This window comes from Microbispora sp. ZYX-F-249, from assembly GCF_039649665.1.
In the GTDB taxonomy this organism is placed as follows: Bacteria; Actinomycetota; Actinomycetes; order Streptosporangiales; family Streptosporangiaceae; genus Microbispora; species Microbispora maris.
This window is the reverse complement of the sequence record NZ_JBDJAW010000001.1, coordinates 293,543-317,406: the sequence shown is the minus strand read 5'-3', so window position 1 is coordinate 317,406 and position 23,864 is coordinate 293,543. Positions and strand designations below refer to the sequence as shown.

Here is a 23,864-nt window from a genome sequence, read left to right as displayed (position 1 = left end):
CGCACATATGGCTAGCGTGGGCGCGTGGACGATCCGGAGGTGCGGCCCCTGTTCCCCCGGCCGTTGCGCCCCCGTGAGCTGGTCGCGCTCGACGTGCTGGCCGGACTGGGATACGCGTTCGTGCTGGTCGTCAACCCTCCACGTGTGCACCACCCGGCGGCCTGGGTCCTGATCGCCGCGATGACGCTGCCGCTCGCGGCGCGGCGGCGGTGGCCGCTGCCGGTCTTCTGCGTCGTCGCGGCCGCGTCCGTGGCGGCCATGGCGCTCGGCGTCGTGCGGGAGCCGCTGGCCGCCGCGGCGTACGCGCTCTATGCGGTCGCGCTCACGACGCGGCGGCGCCGGTGGGAACCGACGGCGGCGATTGGGGTGCTGACCGCCGGGGCGCTGCTGCTCGCGGCGTTCGGCGGCGTGTCGGCCGAGCCCGAGGTCAGGCGGGTCGTGGAGACCGCCGTGCTGGCCGCGCTCGCGCTGGGCGGCGCCTGGACGATCGGCCGGGCGGTGCGGGAGCGCCGGGCGTACGCCGCCCGCCGGGCCGCACAGGCCGCCGAGCAGGCCGTCACCGAGGAGCGGCTGCGCATCGCCAGGGAGATGCACGACGTGGTCTCCCACACGCTCAGCCTGATCGGGGTCAAGGCCGGGGTCGCGGCGCACGTGGCCGACCGGCGGCCGGAGGAGGCGCTGGAGGCGCTGCGGGTCATCGAGACCACGAGCAGGCAGGCGCTGACCGAGATGCGGCACATGCTCGGCGTCCTGCGCACCGCTCCCGGCGCCGGTTTCGATGGTCTGTCTCCCATGCCGGGCCTCGCCGCGCTGCCGGACGTCGCCGAGCGCGCGGCGGCCGCGGGCGTACGGGTGGACCTGGACGTCCGGGTGACGGGCGGCCTGCCCGAGGCGCTGGAGCTCGCGGTCCACCGGATCGTCCAGGAGTCCGTCACCAACGTGGTCAGGCACGCCGCCCCGGCCCGGTGCCGGGTGCGGGTGGACGACGAGGGGGGACGGTTGAGCGTCGAGGTGACCGACGACGGGCCGGGCCGCCGGGTTCTGCCTCCCGGCCCGCCCGGGCACGGTGCTGGGCATGGTGTGATCGGCATGCGCGAGCGGGTCACGGCGTACGGCGGAGACTTCACGGCCGGTCCGCTGCCCGGCGGCGGTTTCCGCGTGCACGCCCGCCTGCCGCTGCGGGGGGAGGAGCGGTGAACGAGCCGGGTCCGATCCGGGTGCTGCTCGCCGACGACCAGGAACTGCTGCGCGGCAGCCTGCGCCTGCTGGTGGACAGCACCCCGGGGATGGTGGCGGTCGGCGAGGCGGGCACCGGGGCACGGGCCGTCGAACTGGCCCGCGCGGAGTGCCCCGACGTCGTGCTGATGGACGTGCGCATGCCCGGCATGGACGGCATCGAGGCGACCCGGCGTATCTGCGCCGAACGCCTCGGCACCAGGGTGCTGATCCTCACCACGTTCGACCTCGACGAGTACGTCTACGCGGGGCTGCGGGCCGGGGCGAGCGGTTTCCTGCTGAAGAACACCCCGCCCGCCGACCTGCTGGCCGCGATCCGCGTCATCGCCGCGGGGGAGGGGCTGCTGGCGCCGAGTGTGACGCGGCGGCTGATAGCCGAATTCACACGGACCGTCGCGGACCGGCCTCGATCCGGGCCCCTGCTCGACGGCCTCACCGTCAGGGAGCGTGAGGTGCTGACGCTCGTCGCACGCGGCCTGTCCAACCTGGAGATCGCGGCGAACCTGCACGTCAGCACGGCCACCGTGAAGACCCACATCGGCCATCTGCTCGCCAAGCTCGGCGCCCGCGACCGGGCCCAGCTGGTCATCGCCGCGTATGAAGGGGGGCTCGTCTCCACCTCGCGCCCGCGGGGATGACAGGGTGGAGCCCGTGGACGTCTTCGATGTGATCGTGGTGGGTGCGGGCCCGGCGGGTGAGGTCGCCGCGGGACGGGTGGCCGCGTCCGGTCTGAGCACCGTCATCGTGGAGAACGAGCTGGCGGGAGGGGAGTGCTCCTACTGGGCCTGCATGCCGAGCAAGGCACTCCTGCGGCCGGTGGACCTCGCGGGTGAGGTGGGCCGGGTCACGGGGCTGCGGCTCGGCGGCCCGATCGACGCCGCCGCGGTGCTGGCCCGGCGTGACGCCGTGGTCTCGCACTACGACGACGCCGGGCAGGCGCGGTGGCTCGACTCGGCGGGCGTGACGCTCGTACGCGGCACCGGACGGCTGGCCGGCCCCCGGCGGGTCGAGGTCACGACGGCCGACGGCGGCACCCGCACGCTCGTCGCGAACCACGCCGTCCTGCTGGCCACCGGAAGCCGCCCGGTGATCCCGCCCGTGGCCGGCCTCGCCGCGGCAAGGCCGTGGACGAACCGTGAGGTCACCGGTGTGCGTGCCGTGCCGGACCGGATCGTGGTGATCGGCGGCGGCGTGGTCGCGTGCGAGATGGCCCAGGCCATGCGGGGGCTCGGCGCCAGGGAGGTCACGATGCTCGTCCGGGGCGGCGAGCTGCTCGGGCGTACGGAGCCCTTCGCCGGGGAGATGGTCGCGCGGTCGCTGGCCGACCAGGGGATCGACATCCGCATGCACGAGAGCGCGGAGAAGGTCGAACGGCCGGAGCCGGGCGGCGAGGTCACGGTGCGGCTCGCGAGCGGCGGAACGGTCACGGCCGACGAGATCCTGGTCGCGGCCGGCCGCCGGGCCGCCACGGACGACCTCGGCCTGGCCTCGGTGGGGCTGCCGGAGTCCGGCCCGATAGAGGTGGACGAGAGCATGCGGGCCAGCGGCGTGGCGGACGGCTGGCTCTACGCGATCGGGGACGTGAACGGCCTCGCGCTCCTCACGCACATGGGCAAGTACCAGGCGCGGGTGGCCGCGGACGTCGTCGCCGCCCGTGCGCGCGGCGAGGCGGACGACCGGCCCGGGATGCGCGACCGCGCGGACCGCGCCGGGGCGCCGCAGGTGGTCTTCACCGATCCGCAGGTGTGCGCGGTGGGCCGCACCGAGGCGCAGGCCCGTGCGGAGGGCTTCGACGTGCGCGTGGTGGAGTACGACATGGAGCAGGTGGCCGGCGGCTACCTGCTCGGTGACGGCTATCGGGGCAAGGCCAAGGCGGTGGTCGACGAGCGCCGCCGGGTGCTGCTCGGTGTGACCTTCGTGGCCCCCGGGGCGGCCGAGCTGCTGCACGCCGCGACGATCGCGGTCACCTCGGAAGCGACCCTCGACGACCTGTGGCACGCCGTCCCGGCCTACCCGACCGTCAGCGAGGTGTGGCTGCGCCTGCTGGAGGCGTACGGGCTCTGATACTGGATCAGGCAGGTGTTGCTATGTCCCGGTGCACCACCCTTGCCACTTTCTCCAGGTAGTCCTCGCCGATCTCCTCGCGTAGCACGCATGCTCGCCAGTAGATGAGACCGACGAGCATGTCGAGGGCCAGTTCGAGGTCCGCATCCGCGCGGACGTCACCACGTGTTCGAGCCGACTCCAGAATGCGGCGAATAGTTCTACGACGCGGTTCCGCGACGTGCTCGATCAACGCACGAGCCATGCTGCTGCTGCGGACGCCTTCGGCGATGAGGTCGGGAACGATACGGCTCACCAGAGGTTCGGTCAGCCACTCATGGATCCCGCGGGCGACCGTCAGCAGGTGATCCAGCAGGTCGCCTCCATCGTCGTCGCCGGGGATCGACGCCTGACTCACCGTGGTGATCGCGTCCAGCGCCATCGCGCTCTTCGACGACCACCGCCGGTAGAGTGTCGATTTGCTCGATCCGGCTCGCTGAGCGACCCCCTCCATGGTGAGCCGCCCGTATCCGACCTCCGCGAGTTCCGCGAGCACCGCATCGAGCACCGCATCGGTGACATGCGGACGCAGCCTCGGGCGGGAGATGGCCGCGGGTTGCGACTCTCGGCGACCGTCATGCCCGGACGGCGGCTGCACCACTGTCAGGCGTCCCGACGCTGCGCTTCGGCCTCGGTGACGACCTGAAAGCGCTCCGGGTTGAAATACTCCCGGTAGCTGACGATCCGGCCGTTCGCGACGTTGATCACAGTGATGTAGTGCTGGTCGTAGGTGACACCGCTGCTCCTGCCGTGACCGAGCGCCTTCATCTCGATCACCACAGGGCCGGCGCCCTGCGCGTGGTGAACGTGCTGGACGTCGATCCGGTCGACCGCGAACAGCGACGAGACGCCACGAAGGTAATCGGTCACCCGGTCGCGGCCGCTGATCGTCGAGAAGGCGGGGTCGGCGGCGTAGGGAAACTCGAGGACGACGTCCTCGCTCATCATCTCGATGAAGGTCGTCGCGCTCTGATCGAGCTGAGCGCCGAGGGCGTCCTTCAGCACGACGGTGAGCTCCGGGAAGGGATCAAAGGATGCCATGACTCGTCTGCTTTCGTTGAACAAGTGAACAGATGAACAGGTGAACTGTCGATACTGCACCGTATCGGTACGCCATCGTATCGGTACGCTACCGTATCGACAACTCGACATGGCCGTCACCCGACCGCTCTGGACCGTGGTCACCATCACACCGTGAGCATGGCGGGGTGGCGCGGGTCCTCGACGCGGACGGCCACGTCCGCGGTCCGTGCCGGGTCCGCCTCGCGTTCGTACCGCTCGTAGGCGGGCAGCGTCCACCGCTCCCCGGGCGGCGTGCGGCGGGCCAGCGCGGCGGCCGACATGGACAGGTGGACGGTCAGGTCGAACGGCAGGCCGCGCCCGAGCAGCAGCGCACCGTCGACGAGCACCACCCCGCCCGGCTTCAGCATGACGTAGCCGGCGCGGGTGGCCCGGTCGCGCACGCTGTCCCACAGCGAGGGCAGCACCCGGCCCGTACGGCCCGGCTCGAGCGGGCCGAGCACCTCACGGCGGAGGCCGCTCACGTCCAGCCACTCGTCGTGGAACACGTCGGGGTCGGTCCGGCCGAACTCCAGCCGCAGCGAGGCCGGGCGCAGGAACCCGGCCGCGGGCACCCGCAGGACGTCCCGGCCGCGCAGGCGCAGCGGCCCCACCAGGTCGTCGGCCAGCCGTCCGGGCTCGGCGGGGGGAGCTCCGTCGACGGCGACGCGCACCCACGCGTCGCGCGGCCGGGCGGCGATCAGATCGGCGAGTTCCTCCACGAGCAGGGAGGGGGAGACGGGACGGGCACGCACACTCCTATCTTCGCCAACAGTCCCGGCCGGATCGTGACCAAGGTCCTTTCCTGCCGGGTCCGGTAGCCCTGGGGGCGTGATCGCGTCTCGGTCAGGCTTCAGACGTCCCTTCATGACTGTGGAGCCCCCATGGACGTCCTGGATCTGTCCCGGTGGCAGTTCGGCATCACGACCGTCTACCACTTCCTGTTCGTGCCCCTCACGATCGGCCTGTCGGTTCTCGTGGCCGGATTCCAGACGGCCTGGCACCGTACGGGCGACGCGGCCTACCTGCGGATGACGAAGTTCTGGGGCAGGCTGTTCCTGATCAACTTCGCGATGGGCGTCGTCACCGGCATCGTCCAGGAGTTCCAGTTCGGGATGAACTGGAGTGCCTACTCGCGGTTCGTCGGGGACGTGTTCGGTGCGCCGCTGGCGATGGAGGGCCTGATGGCCTTCTTCCTGGAGTCCACCTTCCTCGGCCTGTGGATTTTCGGCTGGGACAAGCTGCCGAAGAGGGTCCACCTGGCCACGATCTGGCTGGCCGCGATCGGCACGAACATCTCGGCGTACTTCATCCTCGCCGCGAACTCGTGGATGCAGCACCCGGTCGGCTACCGGCTCAACCCGGCCACCGGCCGGGCCGAACTCACCGACATCTGGGCCGTGCTGACGAACGTCACCACCCTGGCGACGTTCCCCCACGTCATCTTCGGCGCGTTCGTGACGGCCGGGGCGTTCGTCATCGGTGTGAGCGCCTGGCAGCTCGCACGCGAGCGCGAGACGGACCTGTTCCGGAAGTCGGCCCGCGCCGCGCTGGTGGTCACGCTGGCCGCCTCGGCCGGGGTCGCCTTCAGCGGCCACTGGCAGGCGCAGCTGATGACACGGCAGCAGCCCATGAAGATGGCCGCCGCCGAGGCCCTGTGGGAGGACGAGACCTCCGCCGGCTTCTCCGTCTTCGCGGTCGGCGACGTGGAGAACGGCCGCAACCACATCAACCTCCAGATCCCCTACGGCCTGAGCCTGCTGTCCACCAACACCCTGGACGGGAAGGTCGAGGGCATCAACGACATCCAGGCCAGGTACGAGAAGACGTACGGCCCCGGCGACTACCGCCCCGTCGTCGGCCTCGCGTACTGGTCGTTCCGCCTGATGATCGGGTTCGGCGCGCTGGCCGGGCTGCTGGCGCTGGCCGGGCTCTGGCTGACCCGGCGCGGACGGATGCCGGCCGGCCCCTGGTTCCACCGGGCCGCCGTGCTCGGCATCGGCCTGCCGTTCCTGGCCAACACGCTCGGGTGGATCTTCACCGAGGTGGGCCGCCAGCCGTGGACCGTGTTCGGCATGATGCGGACCGCCGCCGCCGTCTCCCCGGGTTCCGACGTCGGCGAGGTCGCCACCACCCTGGTCGGCTTCACGCTGGTCTACGCCGTGCTCGCGGTCATCGAGGTCCGCCTGCTGCTCAAGTTCATCCGCAAGGGGCCCGAGCTGGAGGACGCGGTCCACGAGGACGAGCCCGCTCTCCCCGCCCTCTCCTACTGAAGGACCGCCGTCATGGAACTCACCACCGTCTGGTTCCTGCTCATCGCCGTCCTGTGGACGGGCTACTTCGTGCTGGAGGGATTCGACTTCGGCGTCGGGATCCTGCTGCCGGTCCTCGGCCGCGACGAGGCCGAGCGCGGCACGCTCGTGCGCTCCATCGGCCCCGTCTGGGACGGCAACGAGGTCTGGCTGCTGGTCGCGGGCGGTGCGACGTTCGCCGCCTTCCCCGAGTGGTACGCCACTCTGTTCAGCGGTTTCTACCTGCCGCTCTTCCTGATCCTGCTGGCCCTGATCGTGCGCGGGGTCGCCCTGGAGTACCGGTCGAAGAGCGACGGCACCCGGGGCTGGGACCGCGCGTTCTTCTGGGGCTCGCTCGGCCCGGCCTTCCTGTGGGGCGTGGCCTTCGCCAACATCGTGCGCGGCGTCCCGCTGGACGCCGCGCACGAGTACACCGGCGGCCTGCTGACCCTGCTCAACCCGTACGCGCTGCTGGGCGGCCTGGCCACGCTGGCGCTGTTCACCCTGCACGGCGCCGTGTTCACCGCGCTGAAGACGACCGGCGAGCTGCGCGACCGGGCCAGGACGGCCGCCCGGTGGGCGGGCCTGGCCGCCCTCGTGCTGGGCGGGGCGTTCCTGCTGATCACACAGCTCATGACGGGCACCGCGGGCACTTGGGTGAGCGTGGCGGTCGCCGCCGCCGGGATCGCCGGTGCGCTCGTCGCGACGCTGCGCGGCAGGGACGGCTGGGCCTTCGCCGCCAACGCCGCCGCGATCGTCGCGGTCACCGTCACGCTGTTCGGCGGCCTGTGGCCGGACGTCATGCCCGCGCTCGACCCCGCCAACAGCCTGACCGTCCACAACGCGGCGTCCACGCCGTACACGCTGGGCGTGATGACCTGGGTCGCGGCGATCTTCACTCCCGTGGTCCTCGCCTACCAGGCATGGACCTACTGGGTGTTCCGCCGCCGCCTCACGGTCACCCGGTGACATGCGGGTGACATGCGGGAACGCCCGCCTCGGGGAACGAGGCGGGCGTTTTCCGCACGGGCGCTACCTGGTGAGCCGGCGGCCGGAGATCTGCTCGGGGGCCATGACGATGAAGTGGTCGCGGTTCCCGGGCACCCACGGCGTGAGCGGCAGCGCCGACAGGCGGGCGATCTCCTCCGGTTCCGAGACCGCGCGGGCCGGACCCACCGCGGTCACCGACCACCCCGTACGGCACGACACGTCGAAGTCGTCGGCCTCGAAGGCCACGATGGCGTTGCGTGCCGCGGCGGCGAGCTTGGAGCCGGCGGCGGTGCGGATGACGATGTTCCCGTCGAGCAGGCAGAAGTTGACCGGCTGGACGGCGGGGAGGGCGCGATCGGTGAAGACGATCCTGCCGATGGGGGCGGAGGCCAGCAGGTCCAGGCATTCTCCTCCGCTGAGGATCTCCAGGCCGGCCGAGTCGAGCTTCATGTCTGCAAGCCTGCGCGATCGACCGGCGGGCGGGTTAGGGACGAAGGTCCCGTCATCGACGTCGATCGGCCTCCCGGCCCGGGCCGGGAGACCGGATCGACTCGCAAATCACCGGTGCGCGGGGCGCGACAGGCGGCGCAGGGCGTTCCTGAGCCTGCCGCCGAACGGCGCGCGCCGCCGGGGCTGGGCGTCGCGGGCCACCCGCAGCTCGGCGAGGGCCGTGACCGCGTCCGGGCGCTTGGCCGGCGTGGGGTCGCGCATCCGCCGCACGAGGTCCATGACCTCGGGGGCGACGCCGCCGGCGTCCGGCTCGGCGTCCACGCCGGGCATGGGCAGCTCGCCGGTCAGGAGCTGGAAGGCGATCACCCCGGCCGAGTACACGTCCGCGGCGGGGGTCATCCGGTCGGGGCGGGCCCGGCACTCGGGGGCGACGTAGTGGACGTCGAGGATGTTCGGCAGTTCGTTGGCCACGGTGTGCTTGCGCGGGCCGGGCTTGGCGTAGTCGAAACCGGTCAGCATCGCGTTGCCGTCGTCGGTGACGAGCACGCAGGCGGGGGTCAGCGACCGGTGGATGACGTTGTTGGCGTGGACGTGGGCGAGGCCGTCCAGCATGTCCTCCATCACGCCGAGCTTGGCGTCGATGCCCAGCTTCCGCCCGGTCAGGTGCAGGTGCAGGGCCTGCCCGTGCACGTCGTCGAGCACGAGCACGAACCGGCTCTCGTCGTCGATGGCGAAGAAGTCCCGCGAGCGTACGACGCAGGGATGCGGCGGGATCTTGGCGAGCGACTGGTAGGCGTTGGCGATCCGGCGCTGCTCGGCCACCCGCCGCCGCTGCTCGGCCAGCGGGTCGGCGCGGTAGACCCGCAGCAGCACGGTCCCGCTGGTCGGGGCGGTCGCGTTGACGGCGCGATACTCCGTGACCCGGCTGTCGCCGCCCAGTTGCTCCTCCACCTCCCAGTTGCCGAAGCGCGGCGGCGCGGTCGAGCGGCGCACGGTGCCGTTCAGCGCCTCGATGATCGCGGTCCGGTACGGCCCGGCGTCCCGGCTGCATCCGTGCCTGACCCGGGACACGTCGCTGAGCATGGGGATGAGCCCGGCGATGGTGGTGACGTGGCGGGCGTCGCGGCCGCTGGGGTCGACGAGGACGGCTCCGGGGGCGGTCAGCACCACCACGTTGTCGACGTACAACCGCTCCAGCTCGCGGTGCTCCTCGATCAGCAGGCCCTTCAGCGCCCGCGCGGTGCCGCGCAGCTTGGCCACCGGCGAGCCGAACGCCTCCCGGTGCTGGGGGAACCACCGGGTGCCCGACACCTCGAACCGGCCCCGGGCCCCCTTCACGTCGATCACCACGAGGGAGTGGCCGGTGAGCACGACCACGTCCACCTCGAACAGGTCGGCGCCGCGCGGCACCTCGATGTTGTGCAGCAGCAGCCAGTCGTCAGGGGCGTTGTCCCGCAGGTGCGCGATGACCCTTCGCTCGGCGTCATTGACGGGGCGTCCGCCACCGACGATCTGAGCCATCTCCGCTACTCCGCCTCTCTGACCAGTATGAGAACTTAATCCTCCTAGGTAGCGGTATTCCCGCGCCACCACTGATTCCCCCGCATTGTCCCAGGGGAAATCTGGAGCTCCCGCCTGATCGCCACCGCGCCGGAAAGCGGGCCGTACGGCGGTCGGCAACCGGTTTGCACCGGCGAGTGTCCGGAAACGGAGTATTTCATGCGAGTTGTCGTGATTGGTGCAAGCGGGAACGTCGGCACGAGCGTGCTCACCGCCCTCGAGTCCGAGACCAGCGTGACCTCGATCGTCGGGGTGGCCAGGCGGATGCCGGGCTGGCGCCCGGCGAAGACCGAATGGCGTACGGCCGACGTCTTCCGCGACGACCTCGACCCGATCCTCGCCGGCGCCGACGCGGTCGTGCACCTGGCCTGGCTGTTTCAGCCCACCCACGACCCGGTCACCACGTGGAGGTCCAACGTGCTCGGGAGCACGCGCGTCTTCGACGCCGCCGCCCGGGCCGGGGTCTCCGTCCTCGTCCACTCCTCGTCCGTGGGGGCGTACTCCCCCGGGCCCAAGGACCCGCCCGTCGACGAGTCCTGGCCGACCCACGGCTGGCCGAACGCCGCGTACGGCCGGGAGAAGGCCTACGTCGAGCGCGTGCTCGACATTTTCGAGCGCGACCACCCGGACATCCGCGTGGTGCGGATGCGGCCGGGGTTCATCTTCAAGGAGGAGTCGGCGACCGAGCAGCGGCGGCTGTTCGCCGGGCCGTTCCTGCCGCAGCGGCTGGTGCGGCCGGAGCTGATCCCGTTCGTGCCGGACATGCCGCGCCTGCGGTTCCAGGCGCTGCACTCGCGGGACGCCGGCGAGGCGTTCCGGCTGGCGCTCACCCGCGACGTGCGGGGGGCGTTCAACCTGGCCGCCGACCCGTTGATCGACCCTGCCGTGCTGGCGGACCTGCTCGGCGCCCGGCGGGTGCCCCTCCCGTCCGCGGTGGTGCGTACGGCGGTGTCGGCGGGCTGGCACCTGCGGCTGATCCCCGCCTCGCCCGGCATGGTGGAGATGGTCCTGCAGATCCCGATCATGGACACCACCCGCGCCCGTGAGGAACTGGGCTGGCAGCCGCGGCACAGCGCGGTGGACGCCCTGCGCGCGGTCATCGAGGGCATGCGGCGCGGTGCGGGCATGCAGACCCCGCCGCTCGCGCCCGACTCGGGCCGGGAGCGGGTCAAGGAGGTCACGACGGGCGTGGGCACGCGTCCGTGAACGCCGGCCGAAAGGGAGGCGCGATGGCGCTGCTCGACCCCGACTGCGTACGCCGGCTGCTGGAGTCGGCCGACCCGGACGTCGCGCTGGTCTTCGTGCGGGGCGAGTGCCTCGTGCTGCCGATCGACGAGATCGACGAGAGGCACCGCAAGCTCGTGGTGGTGCGCCGCGCGGACCTGCCCGAGGCCCACAGCGACGAGCCGGTGACCGAGGAACGGGTGGAGACGCTGACCCGCTGCCTGGAGAACGCCGTACGCGACTTCGGCGCCTGACCGCGCCACCCACCCCAGGTGCGTGACGGCGACGTCACTTTCGGTAACATCGTCTCCGGCATCCCCCATCCACATGCGGTATCCGGGCGCCCTGCCCGGGTGTCGCGGGCGCCCGGATATGCCGCCCGATGCCGTCCTCTGAGACAAATGACGGCGTGTCGCGCGCTGACCCAAAATTCCGGAAAGGGCCGCGGACAAACCGGACAGACAACTACGCGTCGCCGGACAAATCAGGATCAAAAGCTATCGCAAGCTGTGATCTGATCGTCACTCTTCGTACGGATCCTCGAATGGCGCTCGTTTTCGTTGCGTGCACGGTGGGTCACCTGTGAACATCGGGGAAATGGTCCGGAATCCCTCCTACCGGGTCGGCGGCGCGACGGCGGCGGGGATTCCGCCCATGGCGCGCTTCGGACCGGCCGGGAACGGATTCCTGATCGGGCCGATCGAATGTCCGGGACATCGCTCTCGGACAGCGCATATGGGGAGGGGGCCCCGATGACTGCTATCAGGCCCCGCGGGAGCGCGGGACGCCGTATCGAAGGGCGGATTCACGACCCGGAGTTCGGCTCGTGGATCGGCGAGGTGGCCAGAGCGGTCCGGGACGTGGTCGACAGCACACCCCGGACCATCCGCCTCTGCGCCCTGATCGCGGTTGCCGCCGCGTCATGGGCATTCCTCAGGTAGCCGTCCAGCAGCCGTGAGGAGGTGGTCGCGGACCCAGGTTAAGGCGGCCGGGGAGCCCTGGAGACCAGGTTTACGGGATCGGGACGATGCCCTGGGCCAACCGGGGCTCAACCGGGCCCGGCCAGGGCCGGCCGGGGTGCTTTCCTGGGTCCGCGACGGGCCGTCCGCTCAGGCCGAGTGAGCGCCGCGCAGGGAGGCGGCGCTCCCGCCGGTGGCCGGGTCGCCGTCGTCCACCCGCATGGACAGCCGGACGGTCGACTGACCGGGGATCTGGTCGATGGTCACCGTGTCGCACAGCTCGCCCATGAGCCACAGGCCGAAGCCGCGGTCGGCGCGGCCGCCGGGCCGCTCGGTCGGCACCGCGCCCGGCGGCAGGACGCCGACATGGTCGGCGACGTCGACGGCGAGCACGCCGCCGTCACACGAGATCGCCAGCGTGCCGGCTCCTCCACCGTGCTCCAGCACGTTGATGGCGGCCTCGTTGGCGGCGATCACGAGGTCGTCCAGCCGGGGGCCGGTGAGGCCCGCCTGCACGGCGTACCGCTGGATGTTCTCGCGCAATGCCGCGAGATCATCCGTGATCGGCCACTGCCGGCGGTGATCCACCACCTGTCCTCCTCGCCGCTGCCTTCCGGCTGGGTCTGCCGCCCGGTATCTCCGAGGCTACCGTCTCGTTACTCGTCCGATGCCTTCACCTGGGGGTCGACCGCGCGCCGACCATGTCGACGGCCTCCGCGAGGCCCGGTGCGACGGCGAAGGCGTTGATCAGCCCGGTTGTCCTGAAGATCCTCGCGAGCCGCGGATTCAGGCCCGCCAGCGTCACGGTGCCGTTCCGCTCCTGCAGCAGCTTCCGCACCGACAGCAGGATGCGGATGCCCGTGGAGTCGCAGAAGTTCAGCAGGGTCAGGTCGAGGACGAGCTCGCGCCGCTCCTCGCCCAGGGCCGCCTCGACGTCTTGCCGGAGCCGCTCGGCGTTCGTGTAGTCCAGGGCGCCGTCGAGCGCGACGACCAGCACGTGGTCGGCGACAGGGGCGGACACGGGGGTCAGTACGACGGCGGCGGTCACGAACACACCTCGGCGGACGGTGAGAAGGGGGACGGCGGGGGCGGGGGAGACGGTGTCAGTCTAGGGCAGCGACGCCGTGGGGCCGGGCATACGGGCGGAGGGTCAAGAAACGCCATTTGTGGTTTTTCGCCTCATGGTCCGGGGGAATGGGGGATTGACCGACTGGACCCTCCTCCAAAGAAGATCGCTCATGCCGGACGTGACAAGGGAGGTCCAGTTCGACACCGTGCACGGACCCTCCCTCGTCGCGCAGGCAAGCGTGAGTTCGGCGACGCTCACGCTCGGGGTCGAGGAGGAGTTCCTGCTCGTCGACCCGCGAACCGGACGGGTCGTCCCGGCGGCGCGGGAGATCCGCGAGAGGGCGGCCGGGGCGGGGGCGGACCGGCTGGTGTTCGAACTGACACAGTTCCAACTGGAGAGCAACAGCGCGGTGCACGCCACCCTGGGGGGCCTGCACGGCGACCTGCTCGAGATGCGGCGCGCCGCCGCCGGGGCCGCCGCGGGCGCGGGGCTCGCGCTCCTCGCGTGCGGCACGCCCCTGGACGGCAACGCGGGGGTGCCGCCCCTGTCGCCGTGCCCCCGCTACCAGGCCATGCACCGCGAGTTCGGGGCCGTCATGCGGGGCCAGGGGGTGTGCGGCTGCCACATCCACGTGGGCATCGCGGACCGCGAGGAGGCGTTGCGGGTCAGCAACCACCTGCGGCCCTGGCTCCCGGCCGTGCAGGCGCTCGCGGCCAACTCGCCGATCGCGGACGGCCGCGACACCGGCTACGCGAGCTGGCGGGCGCTGATGATGGGCCGATGGCCGAGCGCGCAGCCGCCGCCGTTCTTCCGGTCGCTCCGCCACTACGAGAGCCTCGTCGACGGCATGCTGGCCGGGGGCTCGATCATGGACCGGGGAATGATCTACTGGCTCATCCGACTGTCCGACCACGTGCCGACGCTGGAGATCCGCGCGGCCGACGTCTGCCCGACCGCCGGCGAGGCCGTGATGCTCGCCGGACTGGTGCGGGGGCTGGCCGAGACGGCGCTGCGTGACGTCCGGGCGGGAGTGCCCGCCCCCGACGTCGAGGACACCCTGCTGCACGCGGCCTACTGGCGGGCCGCCCGCGACGGTGTGGACGGCCACGCCCTCGACCTGCTCGCCGGAGTCCGCGTGCCGGCCTGGCGCCTGGTGGACCGCCTGCTCGAGCACGTGCGGCCGGTGCTGGAGGAGAACGGCGACTGGACGCCGCTGACCCTCCAGCTCGACCGCCTACGGCACAGCGGATCGGGGGCGGCGCGTCAGCGGGCGGCGTACGCCCGGCACGGCCGCCTGCGTGAGGTGACCGAGCTGCTCATGACACAGACGGCCGCCTCCTGCTGGGCCTGACCCTCACTCCGCGACGACGCGCAGCGTCTTCAGGCTGGGGTCGCTCACGTCCGGGATGTTCATGCCGCCTTCGAGCCCGCTGGTCAGATAGCTCAGCACCGGCTTCGTGATGCGCTCGCCCGGGCACAGGGCGGGCGCGCCGGGCGGGTACGGCGTGACCATCTCGGCCACGATGCGGCCCACCGCCTGACCGGTGGGCACGATCTCGACCTGCCCGAAGAAGGCGTCCCTGGGCAGCATCGCGACGTCCAGCTCCAGCTCGCCGGGCTCGGGCACGTCGATCCTGGCCGCCGGCGGCAGGTCGGCGGCCGACGACGACAGGGTGCGCAGCGCGTCGAGCAGCACGCCGACCGTCTCCTCGCTGTCGGCGACGGTGATCTCGGCGCTGATCCGGCGATGGTCGCTCAGCGAGAAGTTGACGTGGCAGCGCTCGCGCAGCCAGTCGGAGGCGTGGTAGCCGTCGACGCCGAGCTCCGACACGTCGATCACGATCTTGAGCGGATCGACGTCGAAGGCCCCGGTGTTCTCCTTGCTCAGCACCCACAGGCCGTGCATCTTGTCGATCTCCCCGCGGGCCGACTCCGCGAGCTCCAGCGTACGGTCGAGCAGGTCCTTGCCACGCTCCACCATCTGCCTGCGCCAGCCGTCGAGCGCCGCGTAGATCAGCGTCGAGGGGCTGGTGGTGCCGAGCAGGTCCTCACGCGCCTTGAGCACGGCCGGGTCCACCCGGTTGCCCTGGAGGTGGAACACCGAGCTCTGCTCCAGCCCGTTGCCCATCTTGTGGACGCTCGTCACGCAGAGGTCCGCACCGGCGTTCATGCCCCACGTGGGCAGGTCCTCGTGGAACGGCAGATGGGCGCCCCACGCCTCGTCCACGATGAACGTCCGGTCGTACCTGCGGCACACCTCGTTGATGCCCGCCAGGTCGCCGCAGGTGCCGTAGTCCACCGGGCTGGCGACGATGACGCCCTTGGCGTCGGGGGCGGCCTCGAACGCCGCCTCCACCGCCTGCGGTGTGGGGGGATACGACATGTGGAGATCGCCGTCCCAGTCCCCGTGCACCCAGACGGGCTCGACGCCGCTCAGGATCAGCGCCGAGATGACCGACTTGTGGGAATTGCGGGCGACCAGCAGTTTCTCCCCCGGCCCGGCCACGGAGAGCATGGCGCTCTTGACGGACAGGGAGCTGCCGCAGGTGGAGAAAAATGCCTTCTCGGCGCCGACGGCCTCCGCCATGAGCTGCTGGGCCTCCTCGAGCACGCCGTTGCTCTGCAGCCGGTCGTCCAGGCCGTTCATGACCATGACGTCGTCCCGGAAGAGGTCCTTCCCCAGGACTTCCAGGACCCGTGGGTCCACCCCCCGCCCCTGCTTGTGGCCGGGAGGCGTGAAGTTGAGGTCTCCCCGCCGGCGATAGGCGGCGAGCGCCTCCAGCACGGGTACGCGGGACTGATCCATGTCCGTGTTCCTCCCCTGAACGACGTGGGGCCGTTCCCCCCGGACGCGCGTACCCGGACCTGACCGGCACAAACGACCGCGGCGGGCGGTCGAAGGCCCCCGCCCCGGATGCGGGGCGGGGGCCGGCGGTCAAACGGTCAGACCATGGAGTCAGACCATGGACACGTCGCGCGAGGCGGTCACCACCATGGCGGCGACAGCCTCGACGGGCGTGCCGTCGATGATGAACGTGTCGCGCAGCCGGGTCGCCTCGAGGACGATCTTCAAGATGCCGTGAACTCCGGTGAGCCGCATCGAACCGGCGGCCTTCTGGATGTCGTCCCGGGCGTCCAGCAGCGCCTCCAGGCCACTGGAGTCGCAGAACCGCAGACCGGACGCATCCACCACGATCTTCGCGCGACCCTGGCGGACAAGATTCCCGATCGCCCTCCGGAACGTGTCTCCGCTGGCGATGTCGAGTTCACCGCGCAGCGCGACCACGACGGCCGGCTGGTGATCGCTCACAGTAATCTCGAGCTGCTGCGTTGTCATATACGCGCCTTCATCCATATTTTTCGGGCGTACTGTCTTGAACGACGCTACCCGGCGGAGTGTCAGGTCCCGGTAATGCGCGACGGTCGATGGCATGCGAGTCCGTCCGGCAATCCCACCTGTGCACCAGAATGTGGCAAATAGGTAAAGATGCGGGGCTTCGTGGCGATCTCTGGAGAGGTGTCCCGAACGGTCCCGGTTCGCGGGAAACCCCTGTCCTCCAGGGGGTTCCGGCCTGCGGGTGATCGCCGGAGGCGGGTACCCGGGCGCGATGCCGGTGCGGGCCGCCCGGTCTCTCGGGGGCGGAGACTGGACTGCTTCAAACATACCAGCCAGCCAGACAAATGACACGTATCCAGTGTTTCTCTGAAAATGCTTACCTTTCCTGGCCTCCCTTGGCGAACGCATCACCGGCCGTGCCGATCCCGTCGCCCGCGGGTGCTTGTGCCGCTGGTGTGGGCTGTCCGTGCGTGGGTAGAGGGCGCGTTCGCGGAAGTACGGCGAGCGGGAGGATCGGCATGGCGGACGAGATCGCCGAGGGCAGGAACGCGGCGCGGGCGCTGGCGGCCAGGACGCCCGGCTGGATGGTCTGGTACGGCGAGCGCACCGGAAGCTACTGGGCCGTCCCCCGAGTGACGACGGTGGTGGTGCCGCGCATGCTGGAGGCGCCGACGGCGGACGACCTGGAGAAGGAGATCCGGCAGGTCGAGGGCCGCCCGGTTCGGACGCAGGCGCGGGAGCAGGCGCAGGACGAGCCGCGGCCCGGGCAGCCGGAGGGGGCGCGGCAGGAGACGCGGCAGGAGACGCGGCAGGAGACGGCGGAGGCCGCCCGGCACCGCCGGCCGGCCGCCGAGGCGCCGGCGTCCCGGATTCCGGCGGCCCGCTGACGGCCCGGCCTACCGCGCGCTCCGCACCACGACGCACTGCCCGGGTCGCAGGACGCCGGTGACGGGCCTGCCCGTGATCAGATCGGTGCCGTCGATCGGCACGGGCTGCTCGTCCCCCGTGTGGTTGAGGGCGAAGACGTGATCGCGCCGCCGCACGATCTCGACGCCGGGGACGCCGCCGCCCGCCAGGCCGGCGGCGGCCAGCAGCCGGGCGTAACCGGGGTCGTCGAGCCGCGTCGAGACGTACCAGGCCGTGCCGCCGCCGTAGCGGTGGCGGGTGACCGCGGGCCCGCCGCCGGGGTAGCGGGCGACCGCCTCGGCCCCGGCCAGGTGGACGACCTCGCTCCACACCGTCGCGCGGCCGAGTTCCGGCAGCTCCACCTCGTCGGCGAGCGGGCGGAATTCCTCCACGCGGATGCCGAGGACCTCGCGCAACGCCCCCGGGTAGCCGCCCGTCCGCACCCGGGTGTGCTCGTCGGCGATCCCGCTGAAGTGCGACACGACGAGCGTGCCGCCGCCCTCGACGTACGCCGCGAGGTTGCCGGCGGCCTCGTCGGAGACGAGGTAGAGGCTCGGCACGAGGACGGCCCGGTACGCCGGCAGATCGTGCGACGGATGGGCGAAGCAGGCGGTCACGCCCTGCCGCCACAGCACCCGGTGGGCCTGCTCGACCGCCGCGAGGTAGTCGATCTCGGTGGACGGCAGGCCGGGCCCCTGGACGGCCCACCACGCCTCCTCGTCCCACAGGATCGCGGCCTCCGCCTCGACGAGGGGCCCGCCGGGTGGTGCGGGGATCCGGCGCAGCGCCTCGCCCAGGGCGCAGACCTCGCGGAAGACGCGTGAGTCCGGGCCCGCGTGCGGGACCATGCCCGGGTGCCACTGCTCGGCGCCGCCGCGGGAGGCCCGCCACTGGAAGAACAGCGCGCCCGTCGAGCCGCGGGCGACGTGCTGCAGGCTGTGCCTGGCGATCTCCCCGGGCTCCTTGGCCGCCATGCGGGGGCCCGTCACGTACCCCGTGGCCTGCTCCATGAGCAGCCAGGGCCGCCCGCCCGCCCACGACCTGGCCAGGTCGGCGGCGAAGGCGCTCTGCTCGGCCGCCGCCATGCCCTGCCCCGCGGGATAGTGGTCGACGGCGACGAGGTCGACCTCGCGGGACCACTTCCAGTGGTCGACCGAGGCCCAGCCGGCCAGCACGTAGTTGGTGGTGACGGGCACGCCGGGGGTCAGGCCGCGCAGCAGGTCGCGCTGCTCGCGGAAGTGGGCGAGCATCTCGTCGGAGACGAACCTGCGGAAGTCGAGCGCCTGCGCGGGGTTCTGGAGATACTGCGTCGCCCGGGGCGGGGTGATCTGCGCCCAGTCCGAGTAGTGCTGGCCCCAGAACGCCGTCGTCCACGCGTCGTTGAGCGCGTCGAGGTCGCCGTACCGTTCCCGCAGCCAGGCCCGGAACGCCGCCGCGGCGTGGTCGCAGTGGCAGGGCGTGCCGTACTCGTTGTGCACGTGCCACATCGCCAGCGCGGGGTGGTCACGGTAGCGCTCGGCGAGGGCGCGGGTGATCCGCAGCGACGCCTCGCGGTAGGCCGGGGCGCTCACGCAGTAGGTGTCGCGGCTGCCGTGCGTGAGCCGTACGCCGTCCCGGGTGACGGTCAGGGCGTCGGGGTGCGCCAGGGAGAACCACGGCGGGGGAGAGGCCGTCGGGACGGCGAGGTCCACCCGGATCCCGCCCTCGGCGAGCAGCCCGAGCACGCGGTCGAGCCAGCCGAAGGTGTGCCGGCCCTCGGACGGCTCCAGCCGTGCCCAGGAGAAGACGCCCACGGTCACGAGGGTGACTCCGGCCCGGCGCATGAGCGCGACGTCCTCGGCCCAGACCTCCTCGGGCCACTGCTCCGGGTTGTAGTCCCCGCCGTACCAGAGCGGCATGCACGTGCCCTTCTTCAGGCTGGCCCTTCTTTAGGCCGGATGCCAAACTAATTCGGGTGGATCAAGGAGTCAACGGCTTCGTCTCGCGCACCCGTACGGGTGACTGGGAGCACGCGCTGATCAGCGGGAACGGCCGGCAGGGCGCCCTGGTCTACGGCGCGGGCCCCGAGATGCGGGTCACGCTGTCGCACGAGCGGCTGTTCCTGCCCACGCTGCCGCCGATCGACCCGCCGCACACCGCCCGGATCCTGCCGGAGCTGCGCGCGCTGCTCCACGCGGGGGAGTTCCGGCGGGCGGCCGAGCGGGTGACGGAGGTGGCCGTCGAACAGGATCCCGGCTACGCCGACCTGCGCTGGGTCGACCCGCTGATCGGCGCGGGCACGCTGACCTACACACACGGGACGGCGCCGGAGGGCTACGGGCGGAGCTGCGACTTCACGACCGGGCTGGTGACGCAGGAATGGCCCGGGGTCCTCAGGCAGGAGGTCTTCGTCTCCCGCGCCCGCGACGTCGTGGTGATCCGCCTCCTGGGCGAGGTCTCGGGGACCCTCGCGCTCGCGCCGGTCGCCGGGGAACCCCCCGCCCCGGTCACGTACGCGGCACTGGCCGCCCCCGACCGGCTGGAGCTGACCGGCGACTTCTCCCGACGGCGGGCCGTCACGGGATACACCGTCGAGTGCCGTGTCCACGCCGCGGGCGGCCGCCTGCGGGCGGGCGGCGGCGTGCTGGAGGTGCACGGCGCGCGGGAGGTCACGATCCTCGCCCGGACCGTCGTCCACCCCGCCCCGGCCGAGCCGTACCCGCTGGACCGGATCGTCCCCGACGCCGCCCGGCTCCTGCGGGACCACGCCGCGATCCACGGCGACCTGGCCGGACGCGTACGCCTCCGCCTCGGCGGCCGCGACGCGCGCCCCGCGAGCGAGGACCTGCTCGCGCGCGGCGGGCCCGAGCTGGTCGAGGCCGTCTTCGCGGCGGCGAGGTACGCGATCGTCTCCAGCGTGGGGGAGCTGCCGCCGACTCTGCAGGGCGTGTGGAGCGGGACGTTCCGGCCGCCGTGGCAGTCCGGCTACACCCTCGACGGCAACCTGCAGGCGGCGGTCGCCGGGCTGCTCGCCACCGGCACGCCCGAGCTCCTGCTCCCGGTCTTCGACCTGCTCGAACGTCTCCTGCCCGACTTCCGGGACAACGCCCGCGGGCTGTACGGCTGCCGGGGGATCCTCGTACCGGCCCACGTCTCGACCCACGGCAGGCACAACCACTTCGGTCCCACGTGGTGCCTGACCTTCTGGACGGCGGGGGCGGCCTGGCTGTCGCGGCTCTACTACGACTACTACGACCACACGGGCGACCTCGGCTTCCTCCGGGACCGTGCGCTGCCGTTCATGACCGAGGCGGCCGAGTTCTACGAGGACTTCCTGGACGAGCACGGGAACTTCGCGCCGTCCTACTCGCCGGAGAACGCCCCTTCCGGCGGCGACGCCCAGGCGTGCGTCAACGCCACGATGGACATCGCCGCCGTACGCGACCTGCTGCGCAACCTCGTCCGGGCGCACGGGGAGCTGTCGCTCGGCGCGCACCGGTGGCAGGCCCTGCGCGACCGCCTGCCGGCGTACCGGATCGCGCCCACGGGCGAGTTGTCGGAGTGGGCGCCGCCACCCGGTCTCACGCTGGAGGACAACCACGCCCACCGGCACGCCTCGCACCTCTACCCGTTCTGGTACGACACCGGTGAGGCGGCCGACCCGGCCCTGCGCGCCGCGGGGGCCGAGGCCGTACGCCGGCGGCTGGAATGGTGGCGCGGAGCGGAGTCGGACGAGATGGCCTTCGGGCTGGTCCAGCTGGGCCTGGCCGCCGCGAACCTCGGCATGACGACGGAGGCCTCGCAGGCCCTCGACCTGCTGGTCACCCGTTACTGGCGGGCCAACATGGTCTCCACCCACAACCGCGACGCCATCTTCAACGTGGACGTGTGCGGCGGGGTCCCCGCGCTGGTCGCCGCGATGCTCGTCCGGTCGGAGGGCGACCGCCTCGACCTGCTCCCGGCCTGCCCCTGGCCGTCCGGCGAGGTGCGCGGCCTGCGCGCCCGGCGCGGCGTCGTCGTCGAGCGCCTGACCTGGTCTCCCGAGGGCGTCGAAGCCGTCCTGTCCGGCGCCGCCTCCCGCCGCCTCACCGTCACCACCCCCGAGACCCGCCGCTGACGACGTACGGGTGCCGCGGCCGGTGCGGCCGCGACACCGGTACGTCGCTCGTCAGGTGGTGCCACCGGTCACCGTGGTGCCGGACTTGGTGATGTAGTAGGTGATCTTCGTGCCGCTCCAGAAGTGGAAGGTGAGGGTCACGCGGCCGTCGTTCACCTCGTTGAAGAACTCGGGTTTCAGGATGATGGTGTTCGCGGTGTAGTCGGGCTGGAAGGACGCCCAGAACTCCTTGTACGAGGTCCAGTTGGCCGGTCCCGCGGGGCTGCCGTCGGCGTACTTGGCCTCCATCGTGGCGAGCTGGTCGCCGCGGAACTGAGTGGGGATGGAGAACGAGGAGGTCGTGCCGGTGGCGGCGGCCTGGGTCGGCGGGTCGGAGGTGATGACGCTGATCTGCCAGGGTGCGCCCTGGGAGAAGCGGGCCTCGATGGTGGCGTTCACGCCGTAGGCCCGGTTTCCGGCCAGCCGGGTGAGGGCCGCCGCGGTGAGGGTCAGCGTGTTGCCGGACACGGTGTAGTCCGCGCCGTTGGCGAGGGTGGCGCTGCCCTGTCGCAGGCCCTGGAACGAGGTGCCGTTGAGGTTGAGCGTGAGCGTCTTGGCGGTGATCGTGCCACTGCGTGGGAGATACACCTGATCGGAGGAGGCCGTGCCGGATCGCATGGTCCAGCTGGCCTTCATCATCTCGTAGATGCCCTGGTCCCGCCATCGCAGCTCGTTGCGGTCCAGGAACGAGCCCGCGTCCCAGAGCATGGTGGTGAGCTTGCGGATGCGGGCGTTGTAGCCGACGGCCTCGATGAACTTCAGGAACTCGCCGCGTTCGATGATGCCGGGCCGGGTGTAGTCGTAGGCGAGCAGCGCCCACTCTCCGACGATCACGGGGATCCCGCGGGACACGAACGTGTCGTACACCCGGTCGAAGCCGCTGACCAGGTCGCTTTCGACGTTGCTGTCGTAGCGGGTGCCGCCGGCGATGTTGGCGCTGAACGGCCACCAGCCGTAGAAGTGCACCGTCGCGGCGAGGTTGGGGTCGTGCAGTTGGTCGAAGGTGCCCGCCAACGCGTCCAGCCGGGCCTGCTCGGAGCTCGTGTACAGGGTGGGCAGGACGAGCAGCCGGGTGGCGTTGCCGCCGCCGGACGCGCGCACAAGGCGGACGAACGCGGTGTTGAGCTCGTTCAGCACCTGGTCGCTCTCGCTGTCGCCCGAGGTGCCGGTGAACTGCGGCTCGTTGACGCTTTCGAACACCAGCTTCTGGGAGTAGTCACGGAACGTGCCGGCGAGCTGCCGCCACAGCGCGTCGTACCGGTTCATCACGGTCGTGCGGTCACCGGGGTATCCGTTGATCCACTGCCAGGAGTCGTGATGCATGTTGATCATCACGTGGAAGCCCTCGGCGAGCGACCAGTCGACCACCTGGCGGACGCGGCTCAGCCAGGCGGCGTCGAGGGTGTAGTCCGGCGCCGGGCCGTGGTGGTTGCTCCAGGTGATCGGGATGCGGATGCTGTTGTATCCCTGGGACCGCACGTAGTGCAGCATGGCCTGGGTCGTCGTCGGGTTGCCCCATGAGGTCTCGTCGGGGATCGCGTCGAAGGTGTTGCCCAGGTTCCAGCCGGGCTGCATGGCGGCCACCCTGGCCATCGCGTCGCCCGGCTGCGGAGACGCCGACGGCGAGGGAGACGGCGACGGGCTGGGCGAGGGAGACGGCGAGGGGGATCGCGACGGGCCGGCCGACGGCGAAGGGCTGGGGGACCGCGACGGACTGGCCGACGGCGAGGGCCCGGCGCTCCCGGTGCACGCGACGCCGTTGAGCGTGAAGGTGTCCGGCGCGGTGTTGGCGCCCGACCACGACCCGTTGAAGCCGAAGGAGACCGTCGCGCCGGTCGCGATGGCCGCGTTCCAGCTTTCGTTCACGGCGGTGACCTGCGCGCCCGACGCGGTGATCGTACTGCTCCACGCCTGGGTCACCCGCTGCCCGGACGGGAACGTCCAGGCCAGACGCCAGCCGTTGACCGGGTCGCCGAGGTTGGTCACGTTCACGTTGGCGGTGAACCCGCCGGGCCACTGGGCCGAGACGGTGTACGCCACGCGGCAGCCGGCCGCCGCCTGGGCGCCCACGGCCGTCGAAATCCCTGCCAGCAGCAGCGCGACCACGACGCCGGCGATCGCGCCGGCCCGCAGCCGAGCTCTTCGTAACCTGTGCAGATTCACCGTTGCTCTCCCTTGTGCGCGTCAGCCGTGGACTGCGCCGGCCGATCTCGACTGCGAAACAAGTCGGCTCATTTGCCGGAAAACTTTCCGATAATTCGCCGGAAACATAACAGCCCGATCTGTCGAGGGCCACTGCCTCACGCATGGGCCTCGAACGGGCGCGCAGGGACATGCCCGATGACGGCGATAATTTGTTGGATAACCAGCGGAAAACGAGGCTGAAAGTTTCACTGCGCCGGCGGTCGCGCACGCGGGCGACCGGCGCGGCCCGACGGGTTATCCTTTCGCCGTGAGCGCGCCCGCGACGTTCGACGGGCGGGACGGCAGGACGCGGCGCCGGGCCGGCAAGGAGGGGGACCGAGTTGTCGTATGCCGGGCCGGA

At 71.6% G+C, this 23,864-nt stretch carries 21 protein-coding genes; 10 read left to right on the top strand and 11 right to left on the bottom strand.

The annotated features are described in order from the left end of the window. The first annotated feature begins 24 nt into the window (after window positions 1–24). From AAH991_RS01380 to AAH991_RS01370, 3 genes are read left to right on the top strand one after another with little or no spacing between them, the layout of a single operon-like run. Window positions 25–1,197 (top strand): sensor histidine kinase, encoded by a 1,173-nt coding sequence (locus tag AAH991_RS01380; protein WP_346223629.1) that lies wholly within the window; start codon window positions 25–27, stop codon window positions 1,195–1,197. Then, window positions 1,194–1,874: a response regulator gene (locus tag AAH991_RS01375; RefSeq protein ID WP_346223628.1), complete on the top strand. Its 681-nt coding sequence runs from the start codon at window positions 1,194–1,196 to the stop codon at window positions 1,872–1,874. Before AAH991_RS01380 ends, AAH991_RS01375 begins: the two co-directional genes overlap by 4 nt. A gap of 13 nt (window positions 1,875–1,887) precedes the next feature. Next, a complete protein-coding gene (locus AAH991_RS01370; RefSeq protein ID WP_346223627.1) occupies window positions 1,888–3,300 on the top strand; it encodes a dihydrolipoyl dehydrogenase family protein in 1,413 nt (470 codons plus the stop codon). 7 nt (window positions 3,301–3,307) lie between these two features. Here AAH991_RS01370 and AAH991_RS01365 read toward each other — a convergent pair whose 3' ends face one another. The 3 genes from AAH991_RS01365 to AAH991_RS01355 are packed head-to-tail and all read right to left on the bottom strand — an operon-like array spanning window position 3,308 to window position 5,153. Continuing rightward, complete coding sequence (locus AAH991_RS01365) at window positions 3,308–3,940, bottom strand: TetR/AcrR family transcriptional regulator (RefSeq protein WP_346223626.1); 633 nt, start codon at window positions 3,938–3,940, stop codon at window positions 3,308–3,310. Window positions 3,941–3,942: 2 nt separating this feature from the next. Beyond that, window positions 3,943–4,527, bottom strand: a complete 585-nt coding sequence (locus AAH991_RS01360) for a nuclear transport factor 2 family protein (RefSeq protein WP_346224070.1) — start codon at window positions 4,525–4,527, stop codon at window positions 3,943–3,945. Further along, window positions 4,527–5,153, bottom strand: coding sequence for a nucleoside/nucleotide kinase family protein (locus AAH991_RS01355; RefSeq protein ID WP_346223625.1), 627 nt, complete (start codon window positions 5,151–5,153; stop codon window positions 4,527–4,529). Before AAH991_RS01355 ends, AAH991_RS01360 begins: the two co-directional genes overlap by 1 nt. 129 nt (window positions 5,154–5,282) lie before the next feature. On the opposite strand from AAH991_RS01355, the gene AAH991_RS01350 reads away from it, so the two are divergent. Both AAH991_RS01350 and cydB read left to right on the top strand, forming a co-directional pair. Then, complete coding sequence (locus tag AAH991_RS01350; protein ID WP_346223624.1) at window positions 5,283–6,671, top strand: cytochrome ubiquinol oxidase subunit I; 1,389 nt, start codon at window positions 5,283–5,285, stop codon at window positions 6,669–6,671. A 12-nt stretch (window positions 6,672–6,683) separates the two neighbouring features. After that, on the top strand, window positions 6,684–7,658 hold the full coding sequence (gene cydB / locus AAH991_RS01345; RefSeq protein WP_346223623.1) for a cytochrome d ubiquinol oxidase subunit II: 975 nt from the start codon (window positions 6,684–6,686) through the stop codon (window positions 7,656–7,658). A 63-nt stretch (window positions 7,659–7,721) separates the two neighbouring features. Here the strand turns inward: cydB and AAH991_RS01340 are convergent, their stop codons facing one another. Then, window positions 7,722–8,129 (bottom strand): pyridoxamine 5'-phosphate oxidase family protein, encoded by a 408-nt coding sequence (locus AAH991_RS01340; protein WP_346223622.1) that lies wholly within the window; start codon window positions 8,127–8,129, stop codon window positions 7,722–7,724. Window positions 8,130–8,237: 108 nt separating this feature from the next. After that, window positions 8,238–9,650, bottom strand: coding sequence for a methylation-associated defense system protein kinase MAD6 (gene mads6, locus AAH991_RS01335; RefSeq protein ID WP_346223621.1), 1,413 nt, complete (start codon window positions 9,648–9,650; stop codon window positions 8,238–8,240). A gap of 198 nt (window positions 9,651–9,848) precedes the next feature. Here mads6 and AAH991_RS01330 point away from each other — a divergent pair, with 198 nt between their 5' ends. Further along, window positions 9,849–10,895 (top strand): NAD-dependent epimerase/dehydratase family protein, encoded by a 1,047-nt coding sequence (locus AAH991_RS01330; protein WP_346223620.1) that lies wholly within the window; start codon window positions 9,849–9,851, stop codon window positions 10,893–10,895. A gap of 23 nt (window positions 10,896–10,918) precedes the next feature. Then, a complete protein-coding gene (locus AAH991_RS01325) occupies window positions 10,919–11,167 on the top strand; it encodes a hypothetical protein (RefSeq protein WP_346223619.1) in 249 nt (82 codons plus the stop codon). A gap of 855 nt (window positions 11,168–12,022) precedes the next feature. Here the strand turns inward: AAH991_RS01325 and AAH991_RS01320 are convergent. Then, entirely contained in the window at window positions 12,023–12,463 is a 441-nt protein-coding gene (locus AAH991_RS01320; protein WP_346223618.1) for an ATP-binding protein, read from the bottom strand. A gap of 82 nt (window positions 12,464–12,545) precedes the next feature. Beyond that, entirely contained in the window at window positions 12,546–12,920 is a 375-nt protein-coding gene (locus AAH991_RS01315) for an STAS domain-containing protein (protein WP_346223617.1), read from the bottom strand. Window positions 12,921–13,110: 190 nt separating this feature from the next. On the opposite strand from AAH991_RS01315, the gene AAH991_RS01310 reads away from it, so the two are divergent. After that, window positions 13,111–14,292, top strand: coding sequence for a carboxylate-amine ligase (locus AAH991_RS01310; RefSeq protein ID WP_346223616.1), 1,182 nt, complete (start codon window positions 13,111–13,113; stop codon window positions 14,290–14,292). A 3-nt stretch (window positions 14,293–14,295) separates the two neighbouring features. Here AAH991_RS01310 and AAH991_RS01305 read toward each other — a convergent pair whose 3' ends face one another. Continuing rightward, the gene (locus AAH991_RS01305) at window positions 14,296–15,747 is read right to left on the bottom strand and encodes an aminotransferase class I/II-fold pyridoxal phosphate-dependent enzyme (RefSeq protein ID WP_346223615.1); all 1,452 of its coding nucleotides are present in this window, start codon (window positions 15,745–15,747) and stop codon (window positions 14,296–14,298) included. A gap of 150 nt (window positions 15,748–15,897) precedes the next feature. After that, window positions 15,898–16,374 carry an STAS domain-containing protein gene (locus AAH991_RS01300; protein ID WP_346223614.1) on the bottom strand — a complete coding sequence of 159 codons (477 nt, stop codon included), beginning with the start codon at window positions 16,372–16,374 and terminating at the stop codon, window positions 15,898–15,900. Between the two features lie 422 nt (window positions 16,375–16,796). Between AAH991_RS01300 and AAH991_RS01295 the strand changes: the two genes are divergently transcribed. Then, window positions 16,797–17,165, top strand: a complete 369-nt coding sequence (locus AAH991_RS01295) for a hypothetical protein (protein WP_346223613.1) — start codon at window positions 16,797–16,799, stop codon at window positions 17,163–17,165. A 9-nt stretch (window positions 17,166–17,174) separates the two neighbouring features. Here the strand turns inward: AAH991_RS01295 and AAH991_RS01290 are convergent, their stop codons facing one another. Further along, complete coding sequence (locus AAH991_RS01290) at window positions 17,175–19,082, bottom strand: beta-galactosidase (RefSeq protein WP_346223612.1); 1,908 nt, start codon at window positions 19,080–19,082, stop codon at window positions 17,175–17,177. 56 nt (window positions 19,083–19,138) lie between these two features. Between AAH991_RS01290 and AAH991_RS01285 the strand changes: the two genes are divergently transcribed. After that, window positions 19,139–21,280, top strand: a complete 2,142-nt coding sequence (locus AAH991_RS01285; RefSeq protein WP_346223611.1) for a glycosyl hydrolase family 95 catalytic domain-containing protein — start codon at window positions 19,139–19,141, stop codon at window positions 21,278–21,280. A gap of 51 nt (window positions 21,281–21,331) precedes the next feature. Here AAH991_RS01285 and AAH991_RS01280 read toward each other — a convergent pair whose 3' ends face one another. Next, the gene (locus AAH991_RS01280; RefSeq protein ID WP_346223610.1) at window positions 21,332–23,482 is read right to left on the bottom strand and encodes a cellulase family glycosylhydrolase; all 2,151 of its coding nucleotides are present in this window, start codon (window positions 23,480–23,482) and stop codon (window positions 21,332–21,334) included. Window positions 23,483–23,864: the final 382 nt, after the last annotated feature.